At 52.4% G+C, this 20,672-nt stretch carries 12 protein-coding genes; 5 read left to right on the top strand and 7 right to left on the bottom strand.

What is annotated here, in order from left to right; all coding sequences use genetic code 11:
- Window positions 1-11: 11 nt before the first annotated feature.
- The 5 genes from ACKGJP_RS08405 to ACKGJP_RS08385 form a co-directional block, all read right to left on the bottom strand.
- Window positions 12-3,065: an ATP-binding protein gene (locus ACKGJP_RS08405; RefSeq protein WP_409345210.1), complete on the bottom strand. Its 3,054-nt coding sequence runs from the start codon at window positions 3,063-3,065 to the stop codon at window positions 12-14.
- An 8-nt stretch (window positions 3,066-3,073) separates the two neighbouring features.
- Window positions 3,074-4,210 (bottom strand): response regulator, encoded by a 1,137-nt coding sequence (locus ACKGJP_RS08400; RefSeq protein WP_409345209.1) that lies wholly within the window; start codon window positions 4,208-4,210, stop codon window positions 3,074-3,076.
- A gap of 309 nt (window positions 4,211-4,519) precedes the next feature.
- The gene (locus ACKGJP_RS08395; RefSeq protein ID WP_409345208.1) at window positions 4,520-5,044 is read right to left on the bottom strand and encodes a hypothetical protein; all 525 of its coding nucleotides are present in this window, start codon (window positions 5,042-5,044) and stop codon (window positions 4,520-4,522) included.
- Between the two features lie 552 nt (window positions 5,045-5,596).
- Complete coding sequence (locus ACKGJP_RS08390; protein WP_409345207.1) at window positions 5,597-5,758, bottom strand: hypothetical protein; 162 nt, start codon at window positions 5,756-5,758, stop codon at window positions 5,597-5,599.
- Between the two features lie 241 nt (window positions 5,759-5,999).
- Window positions 6,000-6,746, bottom strand: a complete 747-nt coding sequence (locus ACKGJP_RS08385; protein ID WP_409345206.1) for a sugar phosphate isomerase/epimerase family protein — start codon at window positions 6,744-6,746, stop codon at window positions 6,000-6,002.
- Window positions 6,747-6,951: 205 nt separating this feature from the next.
- Here ACKGJP_RS08385 and ACKGJP_RS08380 point away from each other — a divergent pair, with 205 nt between their 5' ends.
- The 5 genes from ACKGJP_RS08380 to ACKGJP_RS08360 all read left to right on the top strand — a co-directional run bounded on the left by ACKGJP_RS08380 (window position 6,952) and on the right by ACKGJP_RS08360 (window position 13,681).
- Window positions 6,952-8,487, top strand: coding sequence for an ABC transporter substrate-binding protein (locus ACKGJP_RS08380; RefSeq protein WP_409345205.1), 1,536 nt, complete (start codon window positions 6,952-6,954; stop codon window positions 8,485-8,487).
- A 40-nt stretch (window positions 8,488-8,527) separates the two neighbouring features.
- The gene (locus ACKGJP_RS08375) at window positions 8,528-9,469 is read left to right on the top strand and encodes an ABC transporter permease (protein ID WP_409345204.1); all 942 of its coding nucleotides are present in this window, start codon (window positions 8,528-8,530) and stop codon (window positions 9,467-9,469) included.
- 17 nt (window positions 9,470-9,486) lie between these two features.
- The gene (locus ACKGJP_RS08370) at window positions 9,487-10,374 is read left to right on the top strand and encodes a carbohydrate ABC transporter permease (RefSeq protein WP_409345203.1); all 888 of its coding nucleotides are present in this window, start codon (window positions 9,487-9,489) and stop codon (window positions 10,372-10,374) included.
- Between the two features lie 86 nt (window positions 10,375-10,460).
- Window positions 10,461-12,125 (top strand): sensor histidine kinase, encoded by a 1,665-nt coding sequence (locus tag ACKGJP_RS08365; protein WP_409345202.1) that lies wholly within the window; start codon window positions 10,461-10,463, stop codon window positions 12,123-12,125.
- Window positions 12,122-13,681, top strand: coding sequence for a response regulator (locus tag ACKGJP_RS08360; protein ID WP_409345201.1), 1,560 nt, complete (start codon window positions 12,122-12,124; stop codon window positions 13,679-13,681). Before ACKGJP_RS08365 ends, ACKGJP_RS08360 begins: the two co-directional genes overlap by 4 nt.
- A gap of 294 nt (window positions 13,682-13,975) precedes the next feature.
- Here ACKGJP_RS08360 and ACKGJP_RS08355 read toward each other — a convergent pair whose 3' ends face one another.
- Window positions 13,976-14,398: a DoxX family protein gene (locus ACKGJP_RS08355; RefSeq protein ID WP_409345200.1), complete on the bottom strand. Its 423-nt coding sequence runs from the start codon at window positions 14,396-14,398 to the stop codon at window positions 13,976-13,978.
- A gap of 209 nt (window positions 14,399-14,607) precedes the next feature.
- A complete protein-coding gene (locus ACKGJP_RS08350; RefSeq protein WP_409345199.1) occupies window positions 14,608-20,667 on the bottom strand; it encodes an S-layer homology domain-containing protein in 6,060 nt (2,019 codons plus the stop codon).
- Window positions 20,668-20,672 lie beyond the last annotated feature (5 nt).

The following is a 20,672-nucleotide window of genomic DNA, read 5'->3' as shown; positions in this document are numbered from 1 at the left end:
CACAGTCTGTTTTAAGCCAGAGAAGCAGGGATGCGTATGGTCACTTTCGTACCACGTCCCGGCTCGCTTTCCAGCTCTAACGAAATCCCGTATTCGTATTTCAACCGTTTGTTAATATTCCTCAAACCGACTCCTTGCGACTCATCCGTGTCTGCTCGATCGAGAAGCGTCTTCAATCGTTCAGGCGCGATCCCGACGCCGTCGTCAGCCACGACAAACCGCCATTTCCCATCCGACTCTTCCACCGTCACCGTCACCGTGCCGCCTTCAATGCGATCGCCGATGCCGTGACGGATCGCATTCTCTACAAGCGGCTGAAGCAGAAGCGGCGGCATGCGCAAACTATAAGCGGCCTCTGCGATATCATAGTCAAAGCGAATACGATTTTTGAATCGGGCTCTCTCAATCTCCACATACGTTCGAACGAGACTGAATTCTTCAGCAAACCCGATGCGTTCCTCCGCGTTGCTGAACCGGAAGCTTCCGCGCAAGTAATCGGCGAGATCGGCAATCATTTTCCGCGCACGCTCCACATCCGTATAGCTGGATGCCACAATACTGTTCAGCACGTTATACAAAAAATGCGGCTTGATTTGCGATTGCAAAAATGCCACTTCCATATGGACCGCTCGGCCGAGCGATTCCTTCATCGCAAGCAAGCTGCCGATTCTTGCCTTAAGCTCCTCCCGATCGAACGGCTTCGGCAAGTAATCGTTTGCCCCCGCTTGAAAAGCTGCCACCTTATCTTGGGGCTGAATGGCCGCCGTCACCATCAGGACGGGCAGTTCCAGCAGCGAGTATCGTTTGCGAATCTCCTGGCACACTTCGTAGCCCGACATGCCCGGCATCATCAGATCGAGAATGACGAGATCGACCCTGCCAGATCGATCGATCTGCTCCAGTGCTTCGTACCCGTTCTTGACCGCGATCACGCAATAATCGAGGGCTTGAAGCGAATCCAATAAGACTTTCAGGTTCACATACTGGTCGTCGACGATAAGAACCGTATGCTTGCCGCCCTGGTTCGTATGATACGGCGTAGCGAAGGAATATTCGGTTTCCTTGGGCATGATCTGGGAGCTTGAATAGGACAAGGACAATGTCGCTTCTTTTCGCTGGCCGGCGATCGGAAGCGTGAATGTAAAGGTCGAACCGACTCCAGGCGTAGAAGCAACCGAAAGCGTACCCTTTTGCAGTTCGACCAGTTGCTTCGCGATCGGCAGCCCTAATCCGAAGCCGCGGTGCGGTGCTCCCTCGAGCGATTTGAACGGTTCAAAAATGAATGGAATGTCGTGGGGCTCAATGCCTTTTCCTGTGTCCTGCACCGCAATTTCGAGCCTGCCTCCCTGCTCCTTCCCGGTAATGACGATCCTTCCGTTCTCCGTATGCTTGATCGCATTGTCCAGCAAATTTCCGATCACCTGGCTCAGGCGGATTTCATCGGCAAAAGCGGAAGGCAATTGAGCAGGCACATGGTTCACCAGTTGAATATGGTTTTCCGTGCACAGATAGGAATAGAAGCGCACTTGTACCTCCGCGACCGAACGAACGTCGATCGGCGCCGGAACGATTCTCAGCTCTCCCTGCTTCAGCTTGGATAAGTCCAAAATGTCGTAAACGAGCTGCGAAAGCTTCCGCGTAATGTCGGTAATCAACTGAAGCTTTTCCCGTTGTTCGGCAGTCGGCGGTTGCGCGGCATCGTCCAGCATCGACCGGGAAATATTCATCACGCCGTGAAGCGGCGTCTTGAATTCATGCGAGGTTCGGGCCAGAAAATCATCCTTCAGCTTGTCCGCTTGCATCAATTGCCCGGACAGTTCCTCGATTTTTTGAAATGCGTTCGAGAACCGGAGCGACATCAGCAGGGCAAGCATCAACAGAACAAGAAAAGGTTCGATCGGCGCAAGCGAATAGATCGGCACGCCGAAGTAAACGTTCATGTTCTGGTTCAGTATCAGCACATTCAAAGCCATGGCCGCCACGGCCAAATACCCGCTGCCCGCTACTTTGTGCAGGGCCGTATAGACGAAGACATACGTTGCGTACAGCAACGCGAACGTCACGTATAACGACGTCAATTGACGAAACGGCCCTGTCGCAAGCTGGACGGCGAAGCCGAAATTCAGCACGGCAAGGATCGCCCCCGCGGCCAGCCCGCCTCGAGTGAGCCATTTGAAGCAGTAAGGCCGAAAAGCGGTATATACATAAAGGAAAAATCCAACGCCCACACCGACCGTCGAAACCATCTGGATGCGGAAATAAAGCCAGAACGGAACCGGGCCGACCACATCAAAGAGGACTCTCTCGCCGCTGACGCTCGTGAACGCAGCGATAAATAAGCAAACGACGCCAAATACCGCAAGCGAAAAATCGTTTCTGCGTTGGGAAAATAAACCGATAAAATATAATCCCATGATCAGGAAGGCGGTTAACGCGATCCAATCATGAGCCGTGGCTCGATCGCGAAGCCCGGCAATCTGATCGGCCTTGCCCAAGAGAAGCGATTCGCCGATCCCGCTGCCTACTCGAAATTCATAGTTGGCCGCCTCAACCAGAATTTCATTCCAGCCCGGCTGCAACGTGAAGTAGCTGACATATGGTTTGTTAAGCGCTTGGTAATGCGGCTTCTCGGCCGGATTCCCGCTTGATCCGACGACTTGGCCATTGACGATGAGCCGATTGGAAATCAGGATAGACGCCGTTTTCAATCCATACACCGCGCTTGCATCGCCGATTTGGACCTGCAATCGATAGGTCGCCAAGCCAATCGTATCCATCTTCTTTGACCAGGATCCTGGCACCTGAATCGTCGCAGGTGTTAATCCTCCTGCAGCGGCAGTAGAGAGGGAAGGCTGATGGGTGAGCAGTCGATTGGGATAAAATTCCCACTGCCCATCCAGCCGAACGGCTCCGTCCTCCTCGAATTTCCATGCGGTTAAGTCCATGGTTCCATTCACCGCTACAGGCATAGGCTTCTTATGGATAGAGAAGTAAGTCAATAGAATCCCGTAGGTTGCAACCAACAGAGAGAACGTGATAAGCGCCGCCGCGACTTTTTTTCTCATCGGCCTTGCTACTCTGTCTTGTCTTTCGTCTGTTGGAATAGCCGCAAGGTCTCTTCCTCCAGCTCGGTTCCCAATTGAAAGCGGACGGCATGTTCCAATTGCAAGCAGACACGATACGCCTCGTATCGATTGCCCATCTCCAGATGCAACTTGATCAACTCGCGTCCGTCGAACTCGGAATCGGGGGCAAGCGATAATAGGTTTTGCATGCTGCCCACCGCAAGCGGAAGATTGCCCTGACTTCGAAAATGCGCATACCCTTTACGAAGCACGCGGACATACGAGGCTTTGATCTCCAACTGCCTGGCGGTAGCCCAACCGAAATCGCAAGCTTCCATATATTCGCCTTTGTACATCCGGTTCATTTTGTCGTATAACCTTGCATCCATCTCCTCTTCGGCCAATGTGTTGCTCAGCAACTGTTCAAATTCGGTTACATCGACCGTCAACCCATCCAATGCAGCGACGAACCCTTGTTCCGCTTTGCGTATATGGATCGGAATATGATGTTCCGCCAAGCTTCTCCTTAAATAGGACAGGCACGTATACAAATAGGTTTTCGCCTTGTTCAGATCGTACTCCGGCCATATTGCCTCAATGATCGATGCGGTACTCACAGACTTTCCTGCATAATGGATCAGAAACGCGCAAAGCTCCTTTTCCTTCTTCGTTTTCCAGGTCAGCACCTTGTTCGCGTCACCCGGCAATCCAATATGGAAGCCTCCCAAACAATGTACGGTCGGAGTGATGCTTGCGCTCTGACGCGCCTGAATGACGGACTCGGATAAGGATGGTTGAATGCGCGCAACCGTGTTCTGCAATCTATCTATCGTAAATGGCTTCAGCAGGTAGTCGGTCGATTGAATTTCAAACGCTTCGACAGCGTATTCCGCATATGCCGTTGTGAATACGATCGGCATCTGAGGGATCATGCTTCTGATTTTTCTGGCAGCTTCCGTGCCCTTCATTCCCGGCATCTGGTTATCCAGAAACACTGCATCTACAGAGGAATTGCCTAAAGCTTCAATCGCTTGAATCGGATTGATATATCTCCCAACAACCTTGACATTCCCAATTTTTTCGAGCAAAATCTCCAACAAATCCAGCGCATCTTCTTCATCATCAATGAGCATTACACGAATCATCGGCTCTTGTCTCCTTAATCTTATTGCAAGTATCCCTTTCTGCACGGAGAACACAAATTCAAATATTTACTATAAATCTGATTGCTATAAAAAGAAAGCGCCTAGCGCTTAAACCCTCAAAAACCAACGATGATAAAGTAATATCTCCAAAATAATAGGGTAAACTGAATGAACAAAATTGTACCGCACAGGTGCCCATTCAGTATCGACGCGACATATTCCTACCATGCATGCCACATGCCTTGTGCCTCGATACATCTATCTTTAGCGAGCCTGCCGCATCTCAGTTTCTAACCCGTTAGTTAAAACTCATCTAACTTCAATAACAAAAACTGATGATGTATCACCTTTCGAATACTTACCATCATCGGTTCTCCAGAATGCTGAAATGCCGTAGTAATAAATACCTTTTTCTTTTGGGGCATTAAAAGAGCCATTTTTCAAAGGAATTTGTATCGTTGTATCATCCCCAAATTGCTGAATGTACAACTCATTAGGTACTGGTTTATAAGCAAACGAAACTTTAATGTCCGCTTCAGAAGTTACCGCAGAAGGAGTAACCCCTTCTAACATTGATTTTCCTCCTGCATAATCTGCACATCCTAAATTGCCCCAACAATAACTACTTTGGATAACTGGAATTTGTGTTTGCCCCGAAGTAATACTGGGTAGAGGCGGAGATTTTTTTATAATTCTAATACCAACGTTCCTGGCGTATCCTTCAAATCTTGTATTCGCTACAAGGTTTCCTGCAAAAGGAGTTAAATAAATGAATACTGCCAGTAAAGTTAAAAATCCCGTAAAAGTTAAAATGAATACTTTTTTGCGACGCATTCAATGCCCCCTTCAACCAAGAATCACTTTTTGGTGTTTGTTCCGTCAATAATACTCAATACTCAATAAACGGCATTACTCTTCATTATTTTCCAGTATTGGTTCGGAAGACGCTGAACAATTGCTCTTCATTTCCGTATTTCTCAAGAGCATCTTGTTTAGATATATTCTCTATTCGAGCTAGGACTGAAATATCCCGACTAACCCTCCTAGTGTTTGCGAGGTTATACAGCAAATTGAATGTTTCATTATCGAGCTCCCTATTGAGCATAAAATGACCAACAAATCTAGTAGTATATCCCATAGTCACTTCCCCTGACATCAATAAAGTTAAAACACGTATTTAACCATGAATTTCTATATGTGATTGTCATTATCCTGCCCTATCGTTCAACGATACACGTCGTTACGCTCGGAAGCTCTGTCGGAGTCAAGCGAGCGGCGGCACCCTCCGGACGGCTGCCAGCCAGCGGCTCCGGCAAACTTGTCGGACAGGAGTTACTTTATCTGTAAAAATGAAGGGGAGCAGCGCGCGGCTGCTCCCCTTCATTTTTAACCGTTCAACTTGATCCTTGGCTCCTTATCCGGATTTTCCGTATAGTACCAGAAAATATATATGTCAGCCTCGGTCCCGCTGAAGTTCGTATATTCGTCAATCGCCGAATTGATGCCTTCTCCGGAAAAATTGGCGGTCACCTGCTTTCCGATTTTCATGTTTGCTCCCGCGCCCATACCCATGAAACCAATCCCACAGCCAAAGTCAACGATATGTACAGGCTTAGTTATTTTCCAAACCCGCTCTACTAAAAATTCCAAATAATCATGATTCCACACGGAATAATACCGCGACAAGAACTTGTCCGATTAATAACTAAAACCCGCAAGTTATGCGGGTTTAATAGGGTTATGTTCTTGTCGTTGAGTACTCGAAGCCTAGCGTTAATCCTTGGTTGCCCTACAGCAGCACCTTCACATTGTCGAGCGACAACTTAACGCTCTCGTAGCCGTCGATCTTAATCCGATCCTGCTCGACAACAACCCATTCATACCCCGCAGACTTAGCCTTCGCTACAATGCCGGCCAGATCGAGGATGCCCGTCCCCAGCTCGGTCATTTCCTTCTCTTCTTTATTCACCATATCCTTCAGGTGAACCGTCTTGCAGCGCGCGCCGAAATCGTCCATGACACGAACCGGCTCACGTCCGGCATGAGTCGTCCAGAACATGTCGATCTCGAAATTCAATTCCCCTTCGGTTGTCGACTCTCTCAGCGTCTCCAGAATCGGCTTGTCTCCGAAGTCGTTGATAAACTCGTGGTAATGGTTGTGGTACAACAGATCCATGCCGGCTGCTTTAATCTTCGGCCCGATCTCTTTCACGATTCCGATCAACGTTTGCACATGTTCTTCCGATTTCATCTCATAATAAGGAATGACGATATAGGAAGAACCGATGACCCGGTTGTAAGCAATCACGTTATCCAGATCGCCGAGCAGCTCCTCGATCCGCGTATGGCTGCCCATTGCGGTAAGTTGCAGGCTGTCCAGCGTCGCTTTCATATCTGCGGCGGAAATATTCGCAAAGCCTGCAAACTCGACGCCGTCATAGCCGGCCTCGCGTACCTTCCCCAGCTTAACTGCGAAATCTTCTTTATCATAGTCGCGCAGCGTATACAGTTGTAAGGCTACCTTCAAATTCGTCATGTGCCATCGCCTCATTCTTTGATGTATGGTTTTGCCTGAAGTGCAGCACCTATCATAGCATAATCCAATCCCCTATAAACCTCGATAAGCGGCCCAAAACGACAACAAGTCATTTTTCTGATGGGATAAGACATTATTTTTACAGAAATGAGTTCGCCTTATTTGCTAAGATAGGTCCAGATCAATTTGAGGAGGGTCACTATACATGAAAAGAGTGTTGTCAGGCTTACTGGTTGCAGCAATGGGCGGGGCGCTGGTTGCGGGTTGCGGAAACTCGGAGAGCAAAGGAACGAACAGTCCTTCAGCTGCTGGAACTGAAACCGCTTCCGGAGACTTGAGAGAGAAAGAGCTTGTCAAGCTTGATGTCGCCATGATGAGCACAAATAAAGACGACAAAGAAGAAGTTACGAAAGCGATTAACGAAATCACGAGAAAAAAGCTGAACGTTGAAGTGAATCTGACGTTCATCGCTTACGGCAACTACGTCCAACAAACGACGATGATGCTGTCTTCCGGCAAAGGTGTCGACCTGCTGCCTATCTATATGACGCCGCTGGCTACGATGGCGAACAACGGGCAAATTCTCCCGCTTACGAAGCTGCTGGACAAGTACGGCAAAGACCTTGTGAAAGCGATCGGCCCTGAGTATATTGAAAGCGGTCGCATCGGCGACGATATTTACGGCATTACGACAGGCCGCGATCTGGCCAAAGCCTATGGCTTTGAAATGAGAAAGGACCTCGCGGACAAGTACAAGATCGACTATGCGAACATCAAAACGCTGGATCAGCTGGAAGAAGCGCTGATGACCATTCACAAAAACGAGCCGAACATCATCCCGGTCGTTCCTTCCAATGGCGAGCTTGTTCGCAACTGGGGCTGGGATACGCTGGGCGACGATATCACCAACCTCGGCGTCCTGATGGATTTCGGCAAAGAGCTGAAAGTCGTCAACCTGTACGAAACGGCCTTCTACAAGGAATTCATTACGCGCATGAACAGATGGTATAAGAACGGTCTGATCATGAAGGATGCGATCAACAACACCGAAAACGCAGGCACGCTGATGAAAGCGGGCAACGCATTCGGCGGATTCGTGAACTTGAAGCCCGGCTTTGACGTTCAGGAAACCAGAAACAATGGCATTGAAATCGTCGTTTCGGAAATCGTTCCGGCCTATAAAACGACGTCCGACGTCCAAATGGCGACCTGGGCGATCAGCAACGGCACCAAGCATCCGGAAGCGGCGATGAAGCTGCTGAACCTCATGTACACGGACCCGGAATTGGTCAACCTGATGATCTACGGCATCAAGGACAAGCACTACGTGGAAACAGGCGACGCAGCGAACGGACAGAAGATCATAGACTATCCGCAAGGACTGAATGGCAACAACACCGGTTACAGACCTAGCAGCGGCTGGTTGTGGCCGAACCAAACGATCGGTCACGTGTGGAAAGGCAACCCGGCTAACTACTGGGAAGTTCAAACCGAGTTCAACAAAACGGCTGTTCCTTCGGCGGCATACGGCTTCACGTTCGATTCGAGCCGCGTTCGCAACCAAATGACGGCAACGTCGAATGTCGTAGCGAAATACCATAAAGCGCTGATGAACGGCATGCTTGATCCGGAAACGACGCTGCCGGTGTTCCAGAAGGAACTGAAGGCTGCGGGCATCGACGACATTATCGCCGCCAAGCAGTCAGAACTTGACAAGTGGGCTGCGAAGCATAAGAAGTAATCGGATACGGCCTTGCAATCATGAGGAAGGTGAACATCTAATGAGCGTTGCGTTAAAGGCGCACAGACTTAAGCACAAACATAACTATAAGCGGTTTATCCCTTTGTACCTGATGATGCTTCCGGGTCTGCTCTATTTGCTGATCAACAACTACGTGCCTATGGGCGGGATTATCATCGCCTTCAAGCACGTAAACTGGAACAAAGGCATTATTGACAGTCCATTCGCAGGCTTCAGCAATTTCGAGTACCTGTTTAAGACGAAGGAAGCATGGGTGATCACCCGCAATACCATTGCGTATAACGTGGTCTTTATCATTTTGGGGACGGTCATTGCAGTCGCAGTGGCCATCCTCCTGAATGAAATTCGCTCGAAGTTTTGGAAGAAGCTCTACCAGACGATTATCCTGCTGCCGTATTTGATCTCTATGGTCATTGTGAGCTATTTGGTGTTCGCCATGTTCAGCTCCGAATACGGATTTGTCAATCACAGCATTCTCGAACCGCTGGGACTGGGCGATGTGACCTGGTATACCGAGCCGAAATACTGGCCGTATATTTTGACCGCGGTACATATTTGGAAAACGTTCGGATACAGCTGTATCATCTACTATGCGACGCTAGTCGGCATTGACCGCGGTTATTACGAAGCGGCCGTCATCGACGGCGCGAACCGCTGGCAGCAGATCATTCACATTACGCTGCCGGGGCTCAAGGCCACGATGATTACGCTCGTCTTGCTTGCCATCGGAACGATCTTCTATTCCGACTTCGGCTTGTTCTACCAGGTTCCGATGGATTCCGGTCCGCTGTACGATGTAACCAACACGATCGACACCTATGTATATCGCGGCCTGATCAAGCTGAACGATGTAGGCATGTCCTCTGCGGCAGGCGTGTACCAATCTTTAGTCGGCTTTATCCTGGTGTTTATCGCCAACCGGATTGTCATCAAGTTCAGTAAAGAGAACGCCCTATTCTAAGGAAAGGAGAGTCGGCAATGGTCGAGAATGGCAAAGCTTTTCCGATTATGGCAAACGCCATCATGTTCGCTTTGATGATCTTCTGCTTGTTCCCGTTTGCGCTGCTTGTCGTTTCCTCCTTTACGGACGAGGGCACGCTCATTCGCAATGGCTACTCGCTGTTCCCGGAGAAGTTCGGCACGGACAGCTATGCTTACATGTTCAAAAAAATGGAAACGATCGCGCGAGCCTACTCCGTTACGGTTTTCGTATCGGTGGTCGGTACGCTGAGCAGCATGATCCTGACGCTCCTGCTCGCTTATCCCTTGTCCAGAAGAGATTTGCCGCATCGGGGAACATTCGCCTTTTTCGTTTTCTTCACGATGCTGTTCAACGGCGGTCTGGTTCCCACTTACATTATGTGGACCCGGTATCTGAACATCGACAATACGATTTGGGCGCTCATCGTTCCGGCATTGCTGCTGAATGCTTTCTATGTCATAATGATGCGTACGTATTTTATGACCAGCATTCCGGATGAAGTGATCGAGGCGGGAAGGATAGACGGCGCGGGAGAGTTCCGCATTCTGTTCAGCGTCGTTCTCCCGATGTCGCTGCCGATGGTCGCCACCCTGTCCCTGCTGATCGGCTTGAACTACTGGAATGACTGGAGGAACGGTCTGTATTACTTGACGGACCCCAGCTTGTTCAGCGTTCAGAATATGCTCAACACGATGCTTCAGGACGTCCGCTTCCTGGCCAGCGGCGCAGCCGGCAGCAATGCCAGTGAAATCGCAGCCACTATGCCAAGCGTGGGCATCAAAATGGCGATCGCGGTTGTCGGCGCTTTGCCGATTATGATCGTATATCCGTTTTTCCAGAAATATTTCGTTAAAGGAATAACCGTTGGAGCAGTCAAAGGTTAAGCATAGACGCCAGCATGGAGAAGTTCTCCGTGGTGGCCTTTTGCTATAGTGCGAGCTAATCATTCCCGGACCAGGTGATCGACAAGATGAAAAGAAAAATCAGCGTCTCCTTCAAAATGAACGTATTCCGCAACCTGCTTTTGATCACGCTGCCGCTGATCGGCTTGCTGTCTGCCTACAACATCTTTTCTTACTATACGTTTAACGCCAAGTTCGTTGAATCCAACCAGCAGTCCCTCGCGTTATACGCACGGAATATGCAGATCGACTTGAATGCGCTGGATACGTTTCTGACGCATATCGCCGCGAATGACGACAACTTCCGCCTGCTAAACAACCCAGTTGACGCTTTGCAGGCCCATGTGGCGTCTCACGAAATTATGATCCAGTTGAATGCGGCGCTGAGCTCCTATAAGGTTGCCGACGCCTTTTTTATATACAGTTCAAACAACAATACGTATCGCGATATTTTTGCGGACGGTTATTCCTATGAATTAAAGGAAGCCATTCGGAGTCAAATGCATCGTTTGGCGGACACGCGCGACAATTTTTATTACAGCGGTTGGTTAGCCTATGAGGTGCGAGACAAATACTATTTGTTTCGGCTGATGGGCAAAAATGGCACTTACGCGGCCGTGATGGTGGACTTTGCACATATGTATTCGCTCGATCTGGTTCATGACGGCATTGAGGTCATCTATGCCACACAAGATAGAACTCCGCTGACGAACAGGCAATTTGTCGAGGAAAACCGCCTGTGGACCAACGATCACTATACGGTCGTCGGCGCGCCGATCGCCAACAGCGAAATTCAATTGATGTTTGCCGTGCCTAAGCCCGGTGTATTCAAAGGCGGATTCGCCATTTTGTTCACCCTCTCCTTGCTGACCGTCCTGCTTGTTCTGATCCGTCTCGTCCTGTTGAACCGTTCCGTGCTGTCGCCGTGGCAGCGCCTGGTTCTCCGAATCGGCAGAGGCTCCGAGCCGCAGCAGCTCGAAGATTATCGGATCGAAGAGTTTAAGCAGGTGGATGCGGCCTTTACTCAAATGTCGAATGAAATCAATCAGTTGAAAATCGTCGCTTACGAGCAAGAGATCAGGCGGCAGAAGGCGGAGCTGCAGCATTTGCAGCTGCAAATTCGCCCGCACTTCTTTCTCAACTGCTTGAAGAGCTTGTATGGTATGGCGCAGCAACAAAGCTTCGAGCGCATTCAGCAAATGATTCTCGCCATCTCCAATCATCTTCGCTACAATTTCAAGGATAATTTGCAGCTTGTCTCGTTTCGCCAGGAAATGGACCACGTCCAGAACTATATGCGCATTCAGCATATCGCCCATCATATCCCGCCGCTATGCGAATGGCATGTCGACCCGGCGCTGATGGACTTTGCTCTGCCGCCGCTGTCGATCCAAACCTTCGTGGAAAACAGCGTCAAATATGCGACGAAGCCGCAAGAGCAGCTGCTTATCCGGATCAAAGCCGTTTTGCTGGAAAGCGATGACGGGAACTATGCGGATATTACGATTCAGGATAACGGCAGCGGGTTCGACCCTTCGATCTTGCAGGAGCTGAACTGCGGCGATTCCACGATCTACACGGATATTCACGTCGGTTTGAGCAATGTGCGTCACCGGTTGTCTATGCTGTATGGAGAAAAGGCTTGGCTTGCCTTTTTTAATAATGAAGAAGGGGCGGTCGCCGAAATCATTTTGCCGATCAGTTCCCGGCTGAAGGGGGAGGAAACCGAATGAACGTTCTGGTCGTAGACGATCAATATGATGTGGTGCAGGGCGTGAAAGCCGGCGTAGACTGGCAGGCGCTGCGGATCGAGAGCGTCTATCACGCCTACAGCGCGGACGAAGCGAGAATGCTGCTTGGGGAGAAAGACATTCATATTCTGCTGTGCGACATCGAGATGCCGATGGAGACCGGGCTGGAATTGTTCAAATGGGTGCGGGACGCTTACCCGGCCTTGCAATGCATCTTCCTGTCCGCCCACTCCGAATTTGAGTACGCCCAAGAAGCGCTGCAGCTCGGCTGCTTCGATTACATTTTGCAACCGGCCAGCTACATGGCGATCCAGGCGTCGATTGAGCGCGCCATACACAAAATCCTTGCTAACGCCCAGATGCGACAGCTCTCTGAATACGGAGCGTATTGGCGGGAAAACAAAGAGTATCTGCTGGATAACTGCATCCGCAGCTTCCTCGCCGATTCCGGGCAGCATCATGAGCAATTGCTGAGGGACTTGAACAATCTGGACATCCGCGTAACGCCGCAAACCTCGTTTCGCTCCGTGCTCATTCAGCTTACGAAGCCAAGCGATCAGGCAGGCAAAGAGGAATTGAAGCAGGAATTGGCGCATTTTACAGAGCCGTACCGATTGCAATCGCTGTTGGTCCAGCTTGACGGCGTCAATTATTTGGCGCTTTTGTACACGGAGGGCGCGTTCGGCGCTCCAGTAGAGAATATCGTGAATCAGCTGATGGCTGCCGTTCAGAATAAGCTTGCCTGTTTTATCGCTTGCTACGTATCGGACATCGGACAAGCCCCTATACTGAAGCAGCATTATCAAGCGCTCTGCCGGATGCGCCAGCACAATGTGGCTTTATACAGCAAAGTGTTCACGATGCAGCACATGAACCAGCTCAAGGAAAGCGCATACTCGATTCCGGATATGCAAAATTGGGCCATGCTCATCGCCCATGGCAGCAGCAAAACCGTGCGCAACGAAATTCACCGTTACCTGCAGCAGCAGAAGCAGCTCGGCGTGATTACCGCCGAATTTCTTGCCCGGTTTCACCAGGACTTCATCCAGGTGTTCTTGACGGCGACCAAACAGATGGAGCAGGACGCCAGCGAAATTTTCTTCGAACGATACGGCTACGCCGACTATATTCAGTCTTATACTTCGCTTGACAAGATGCTCGATCTGGTCGATTTCGTACTGAATTACGTGGAAGAGAACGCCGTAGGCGCGCATCATGTCCAGGATTCCGTCGGACGTGCCATCGCCTACATCAATCAGAACATTGAGAAAAACTGCAGCCGGGCTGAAATCGCCGAAGCCATCTATATCAATCCGGAATATTTGTCTCGGCTGTTCAAGAAAGTCAAAGGCATCTCACTTAACGACTATATCGCGATGCAGAAGATGGAAATCGCCAAGTCGCTGCTGACGAACACGAGCATTCCCGTCCATCTTATCGCTTCAAAGGTCGGCTACTCCAACTTCTCGTACTTCTCGCAGGTATTCAAAAAATATTGCGGTCTCGCTCCGATAGAGTATCGCCAGCAGAAAAGTTGACTTCTTGGCGATAGTACGAGTTTCCACCGCGACGCCATGCTAGGCGGCAGCTGCTATTTTGCGGGCCATTACGGCTGGGTCGGCCTCACTAATAAGACTTTTACTCAACTCCGCCGTTTCCGTCCGGCCAGCGCCGGCACGAAGACGGCAGTCGGGTATTTTCTTGTTCTCCATACCTAAATCCTGCAGCGTCCAGGTGACCGTGTGCTTCTCCCCTCCGCTGGCCCAACACCCTCTCCTAAATATGATTTCTGTTGGTGGCACGTAGGAACAGCCGTTAATTTCACCACCTCCCTAAAGTTTGCGGCTCTTCGGACGCAACGCCCACGAGGCGATATTTAGTGCAGCATATGAAAGCGGAAGGATGATAGCAAACCCGTAATCACCATAATCGTTGGCAAACACGTGGGATAAAGACGCACCAGTCATTAAAAAGAAGATACCAGCGTGAACCCATTCTTTAAGCCGAGGTAAACCTGGCACGACGAGAGCGATGGCTCCAAGCACTTTCCAAATCCCGAGAATGGTCAAGACGTATAATGGGTAACCAAGATTCGTCACTAACTCGATGTTTCCCCCAAATTGCATCAGTTGCCCGATACCACTTAACATAACAGCTGCTGCGAGTAGTAATGTGACTGTCCAATAAGCAATCGTTTTTCCTCGGAGCTGGGTTTCTAGTTTCGCGGTTGTTTCCGCACCGATCATCGTACTCATTTTGTTTCCTCCTCATCATAGTTTCAGTGATCATTTTTTAAGTTCCAATTTCCCAAATGACTCGTTCCCAATCGGACACCATTTGGTGACACTTTGATTATAGGACACCATTCGGTGTCGTGTCAACAACAAAACAAAAACCCGCAAGTTATGCGGGTTTGAAGCGGGCTATTATGTTCTTGTCGTACGACAGGACCTGTGTTTTTAAGCTATCGTGTTGACGAAGCCGCTTGGATGTCGCCGAACGCCCAATGGGATTGCGGTACGTCCAGATAGCCGGCTTTCCCTTTTTTATCCGGTGCGATGTTCAGCATCTTATTGATGATTACAACAGCTTCGGCACGGCTGAGCCTCTTCTCCGGTCTGAACGTTCCGTCCTCGTAACCGTTCAGGTAGCCGGCGACGGTGGCCGCAAGGATTGCGTTCTCTGCCCAGTGGCCCGTTATGTCCGGGAAAGAAATTTGTCTGGCAGACTCTTTGCCTACCGTGAGTTTGGCCGCGATAACCGCCATTTCCGCCCGCGTTACCGGTGCGTCCGGTCGGAAACCGCCGTCCGGATAGCCGGTCATCAGCCCCATACTTGCCACTCGCCCGATTGCCGCAAACGCCCAATGAGAATCCGGCAGATCGTCGAACTTGCCGGTCGTCTGGGTCCCATCCCTATGAACGGCCTTGGCCAACAGCGCCGCAAGTTCCGCGCGCGTCATGTTGTCATCCGGCTTAAAGTTGCCGTCGGGATAGCCCGATACATAACCTCGGGCAGGCTGTTCGATCTGCGATGCGTCGCGGAACTTCTTCCAACCGTCAATCTGTACTACGGTTACAAGGCTGAATCCCGTCGCGTCGAATTGGATACCCGGCAAGCCCCATGCGCTTAAACCCGGTAAGAATGTTCCCCGAATTAATTGCTGCGTACCGTCGGCATGCTCTACGTAAATTCCCGTGTCCTCCAACTGTTCGCCGGCAATCCTATTGTTCGCCAAAGGCAAAAACAAGGAAACCGGCAGCTGCCGCATATTCGTTTCAATTGTCACCGGCAAGCCGATGATCCGCAAATCGCCATTCCCTGCCGCCTGTCTGACGATCGCATTGTCTTGGGCTCGCTTCTGAACACTATCGATATCCGACTGCCCTTTATTCGGTTCGATTTTAGTTTTGACCTGATGTCCGCCTTGGAGCAATTCGGCAGAAATGTCCATGCCTACACCGTTCACCATCAAACGGGCGGACAGACCGGAACCGGACCATAAATCCGCCGCTTCTGGCGAAATCGTCAAGATAAACGCATCCGATGCATTGCTGCCTTCCGTAACGGTAAGGCTGAACACGTTGCTTCCAATGGACTTCAGGCGGCCAATCAAGCCTGCGACAAGCTCTTTGCCCATCTCGATCGCTGAGATGCTGCGTCCTGCGACGTCTTTGGACCGCTTGAGGGCAACCGTCCCCACAACAGTTTCCTTGCTCACGATATCAATGTTGATTGCATCTTGTTGCGGCAACGAAACGCTGCCGCCGCTACTTCCGTTGCCGTTGCCGTTGCCGCCGCCTTCGTTCGAAATTTTCCAGTCTTCGAACTTTATAACGGCCAGCTTCAAAGCATTGATCGCCTCATCCACTTTCATTTGTGTAGCTAGATGTTCGCCTTCAATCGCTTTCGCTGTGTCGATCGCCACCTGCAGCGCTGCTTTCGAGCCCGGCGCATACTGGCCGGCCGCCGCGCCTTCCGTCGCTGCGTCATACTTCGCCTGCGCCGCCATGATGGCTCCCGTCAGCTGCGTCTTGTTGACGCTAACTTTGCTCGCTTCGAATGCCGCCACCGCTGCATTCAACACTGACAATGCCCCGTCCACCTGTGACTGCGTCGCTGATACATTGGCGTTCACGCCTGCCGCCGTGTTGATCGCCGACTGCAGCGCCGCCTTTGAGCCCGGCGCATACTGGCCGGTCGCCGCGCCTTCCACTGCGGCGTCATGCTTCGCCTGCGCGGCTCCAATGGCTGCTGCCAGTTGCGCCTTGTTGACGCCAACTTTGCTTGCTTCGAATGCCGCTACCGCAGCATTCAATGCTGACAATGCCGCGTCCACCTGTGACTGCGTCGCTGATACATTGGCGTTCACGCCTGCCGCCGTGTTGATCGCCGACTGCAGCGCCGCCTTTGAGCCCGGCGCATACTGGCCGGTCGCCGCGCCTTCCACTGCGGCGTCATGCTTCGCCTGCGCGGCTCCAATGGCTGCTGCCAGTTGCGCCTTGTTGACGCCAACTTTGCTTGCTTCGAATGCCGCCACCGCAGCATTCAATGCTGCCAATCCCGCGTCCACCTGCAACTGTGTCGCCCGTTCATCGGCGCGTACGCTTGCCGCTGTATTGATCGCCGACTGCAGCGCCGCCTTTGAGCCCAGCGTATACTGGCCGTCCGCCGCGCCTTCCGTCGCGGCGTCATGCTTCGCCTGCGCCACCGTGATAGCTGCCGCCAGCTGCGCCTTGTTGACGCTAACCCTCGCGCCGTCGAACGTCGCCGACGCCGCATTCAGCGCGGCCAATGCCGCGTCCACCTGCGTCTGCGTCGCTGATAGATTGGCGTTCACCCCTGCCGCTGCGTTGATCGCCGACTGCAGCGCCGCCTTTGAGCCCGGCGCATACTGGCCGGTCGCCGCGCCTTCCACTGCGGCGTCATGCTTCGCCTGCGCGGCTCCAATGGCTGCTGCCAGTTGCGCCTTGTTGACGCCAACTTTGCTCGCTTCGAATGCCGCCACCGCTGCATTCAACGCTGCCAATCCCGCGTCCACCTGCAACTGTGTCGCCCGTTCATCGGCGCGTACGCTTGCCGCTGCATTGATCGCCACCTGCAGCGCCGCCTTCGAGCCCGGCGCATACTGGCCGTCCGCCGCGCCTTCCGTCGCGGCGTCATGCTTCGCCTGTGCCGCCGTGATAGCTGCCGTCAGCTGCGCCTTGTTGACGCCAACTTTACTTGCTTCGAATGCCGCCACCGCAGCATTCAACGCTGCCAATCCCGCGTCCACCTGCAACTGTGTCGCCCGTTCATCGACGCGTACGCTTGCCGCTGTATTGATCGCCACCTGCAGCGCCGCCTTTGAGCCCGGCGCATACTGGCCGTCCGCCGCGCCTTCCGTCGCGGCGTCATGCTTCGCCTGCGCCGCCGTGATAGCTGCCGTCAGCTGCGCCTTGTTGACGCCAACTTTGCTCGCTTCGAATGCCGCCACCGCTGCATTCAACGCTGCCAATCCCGCGTCCACCTGCAACTGTGTCGCCCGTTCATCGGCGCGCACGCCTGCCGCTGTATCGATCGCCGACTGCAGCGCCGCCTTTGAGCCCGGCGCATACTGGCCGTCCGCCGCGCCTTCCGTCGCGGCGTCATGCTTCGCCTGCGCCGCCGTGATAGCTGCCGTCAGCTGCGCCTTGTTGACGCTAACCCTCGCGCCGTCGAACGTCGCCGACGCCGCATTCAGCGCGGCCAATGCCGCGTCCACCTGTGTCTGCGTCGCTAATACATTGGCGTTCACGCCTGCCGCTGCATTGATCGCCACCTGCAGCGCCGCCTTTGAGCCCGGCGCATATTGGCCGTCCGCCGCACCTTCCGTCGCGGTGTCATGCTTCGCCTGCGCCGCCATGATGGCTGCCGCCAGCTGCGCCTTGTTGACGCTAACCCTCGCGCCGTCGAACGTCGCCGACGCCGCATTCAGCGCGGCCAATGCCGCGTCCACCTGCGTCTGCGTCGCTGATAGATTGGCGTTCACCCCTGCCGCTGCGTTGATCACCGACTGCAGCGCCGCCTTTGAGCCCGGCGCATATTGGCCGTCCGCCGCGCCTTCCGTCGCAGCGTCATGCTTCGCCTGCGCGGATCCGATGGCTGCTACCAGCTGCGCCTTGTTGACGCCAACTTTGCTCGCTTCGAATGCCGCCACCGCAACATTCAAAGCTGCCAATCCCGCGTCCACCTGCAACTGTGTCGCCCGTTCATCGGCGCGTATGCTTGCCGCTGCATTGATCGCCACCTGCAGCGCCGCCTTCGAGCCCGGCGCATACTGGCCGTCCGCCGCACCTTCCGTCGCTGCGTCATGCTTCGCCTGCGCCGCCATGATGGCTGCCGCCAACTGCGCCTTGTTAACGCTAACCCTCGCGCCATCGAATGCCGCCACCGCTGCATTCAGCGCTGCCAATCCCGCGTCCACCTGCGTCTGCGTCGCTGATACATTGGCGTTTACCCCTGCCGCTGCGTTGATCGCCACCTGCAGCGCCGCCCTTGAGCCGGGCGCATACTGGCCGTCCGCCGCACCTTCCGTCGCAGCGTCATGCTTCGCCTGTGCCGCCGTGATAGCCATCGCCAGCTGCGTCTTGTCGACGCCAACTTTGCTCGCTTCGAATGCCGCCACCGCTGCATTCAACGCTGCCAATGCCGTGTCCACCTGTGACTGTGTCACCAATGCGGTGTCCAAGACTGCAAATGCTTGATATATGACGCCCTGCAAAACCGCCTTTGAACCGGGCGCATATTGGCCCGATCCCAAGCCTTCGACCGCACCGTTATGCAGGTCTCTCGCAGCATAGACCGCATCTTCGAGGGCGCTGCGATCCACACGAACCATCGCGGCGTCAAAAACGGCCACCGCTTCATTGAGCGCGATTAAAGCCGCGTCAACGCTCGCTTGGTTCACCGTAGAACTGCTGATCACGGCGTTCGCGGCATCAATTGCCGACTGCATCGCCGCTTTCGAGCCAACCGCGTACTGGCCATTCGCATCTCCTTCAGTCGCAAGGTCATACCTCCGCTGTGCCTGACCAACGGCATAAGAGAGCGATTGTTTATCCACGACCGGAGCGACGGTTACTTCCGCTTTTTCGCTTTCCGTTTTGTTGAGTTCGGTTAACGTCACATACACTTTGTTATCGGAAATCCCGCCAATTACAGGCACCGTCATGCTTCCGTTCATGCCTTGCGTATTTAAAGCGATAACATGGCCGGACGCATCATACACCTTGACGGTCGATCCTGACTGCACGGAGCTTATGATTACATAATCGTTGCCGTTCTCGTTATTGATGATCGAAATGCCGCTCGGGGACAGGGTATCCGTCTTTTGCGCGATCACTTCAACCGTAATATCGATCGTCGCGTCGTCGAAATCGTCGCTGACGTCAACGGAAACTTGAGCCGTACCTGCATGGACCGGCTTTATCAGCAATTTCCCCTTGTCAAGCGTAGCCAAAACGATGTTCGTATTAGAAGAACGGGGATTGGACAACGTCAAGTTGTCTTCATTGGCATCGGTCGCCAATTGATCAGCACGATACGTTACCTCCGGATCTCCTAGACTCAGTACCGCGGATAGGTTTTGCTTCGGCGACGGCGGCATGTTTCCGCTAGCTACAAGTTGTACGTTGCGGAAGGCATAGTCGTCGATTATAGAAAATCCGGATTGATCATCCAAAAAAAGCGTGATCATGGCTTGGGCCGAGCTTGTCGGATTTAACGGTAGCCTGACTTCATTTCCACCCGCCGTATCCGACATGGCAAGCGTATAAGACTTGCCTTCCTCCATATAATCGCCTGGCTTTAAAATCAAGTCCACCATCACCATACCGGGGTTATTGAATAAAATATGGGGGCGGAGGACAGTGGAATCAGTATTATTAATAATGACATAATCGCTTTTTGTATGAATGATTGAGTTTCCTTCGGTCCAGGCATCGTTCCCCGCCTCACTCGGAAACGTAAATTGAATCCGGTTGGCTTGGCCGGTTGGACTGAACGACACAATTGGGGCGTTTGCCCTGAATTTATACTTCACCTTCCCCGGCATGCTTAGCGAAGGCGGGGCCCCAAACTTTCCCGGCGTCATGTTATTAACAGGCACGACTCCCTGACTTAGCGCGTTGCCAAACTCATCTTTTAGCGGATTGTTCGTGTTGATATAGGCGACCGTCACCGTCTCTTCCTTCACCAGGGAGCGCTCCAGGAATAAAAACATAAAAGAGATAAAACCGTCGCTGTCAATAAAAGGACTTGTAGACACGACATTCACGGCTTGTCCGTTCACCTTCACGGCAAAGTCTTCCGGTTGGTAGCTGCCGTCGTCCTTCACAGACGGAGTGATAAAAATGGAAATAACAGCATTGTTTACAGAAGGCGTGCTAATTTCCGGCGGAGCGGCATCGGCGCCGGCCCTATTCCGCATAGGCCCAAACAGCGTCGCGACAAGCGCAATCGCCAGCATCAGGGCTATGCGCTTCCTCCAAATTGTATGATACATGATAT

Origin of the sequence: Paenibacillus litoralis (genome assembly GCF_046244365.1) — a bacterium.
Taxonomy (GTDB): domain Bacteria; phylum Bacillota; class Bacilli; order Paenibacillales; family NBRC-103111; genus Paenibacillus_V.
The sequence above is the reverse complement of the archived record's forward strand: the minus strand, read 5'-3'. Positions and strand labels throughout refer to the sequence as shown.

What these genes read in the sequence shown, in the direction of transcription:
- ACKGJP_RS08405 (WP_409345210.1), bottom strand. Translation starts at nt 3,065, where the DNA reads ATGAGAAAAAAAGTCGCGGCGGCGCTTATCACGTTCTCTCTGTTGGTT.
- ACKGJP_RS08400 (WP_409345209.1), bottom strand. Translation starts at nt 4,210, where the DNA reads ATGATTCGTGTAATGCTCATTGATGATGAAGAAGATGCGCTGGATTTG.
- ACKGJP_RS08395 (WP_409345208.1), bottom strand. Translation starts at nt 5,044, where the DNA reads ATGCGTCGCAAAAAAGTATTCATTTTAACTTTTACGGGATTTTTAACT.
- ACKGJP_RS08390 (WP_409345207.1), bottom strand. Translation starts at nt 5,758, where the DNA reads ATGAAAATCGGAAAGCAGGTGACCGCCAATTTTTCCGGAGAAGGCATC.
- ACKGJP_RS08385 (WP_409345206.1), bottom strand. Translation starts at nt 6,746, where the DNA reads ATGACGAATTTGAAGGTAGCCTTACAACTGTATACGCTGCGCGACTAT.
- ACKGJP_RS08380 (WP_409345205.1), top strand. Translation starts at nt 6,952, where the DNA reads ATGAAAAGAGTGTTGTCAGGCTTACTGGTTGCAGCAATGGGCGGGGCG.
- ACKGJP_RS08375 (WP_409345204.1), top strand. Translation starts at nt 8,528, where the DNA reads ATGAGCGTTGCGTTAAAGGCGCACAGACTTAAGCACAAACATAACTAT.
- ACKGJP_RS08370 (WP_409345203.1), top strand. Translation starts at nt 9,487, where the DNA reads ATGGTCGAGAATGGCAAAGCTTTTCCGATTATGGCAAACGCCATCATG.
- ACKGJP_RS08365 (WP_409345202.1), top strand. Translation starts at nt 10,461, where the DNA reads ATGAAAAGAAAAATCAGCGTCTCCTTCAAAATGAACGTATTCCGCAAC.
- ACKGJP_RS08360 (WP_409345201.1), top strand. Translation starts at nt 12,122, where the DNA reads ATGAACGTTCTGGTCGTAGACGATCAATATGATGTGGTGCAGGGCGTG.
- ACKGJP_RS08355 (WP_409345200.1), bottom strand. Translation starts at nt 14,398, where the DNA reads ATGAGTACGATGATCGGTGCGGAAACAACCGCGAAACTAGAAACCCAG.
- ACKGJP_RS08350 (WP_409345199.1), bottom strand. Translation starts at nt 20,667, where the DNA reads ATGTATCATACAATTTGGAGGAAGCGCATAGCCCTGATGCTGGCGATT.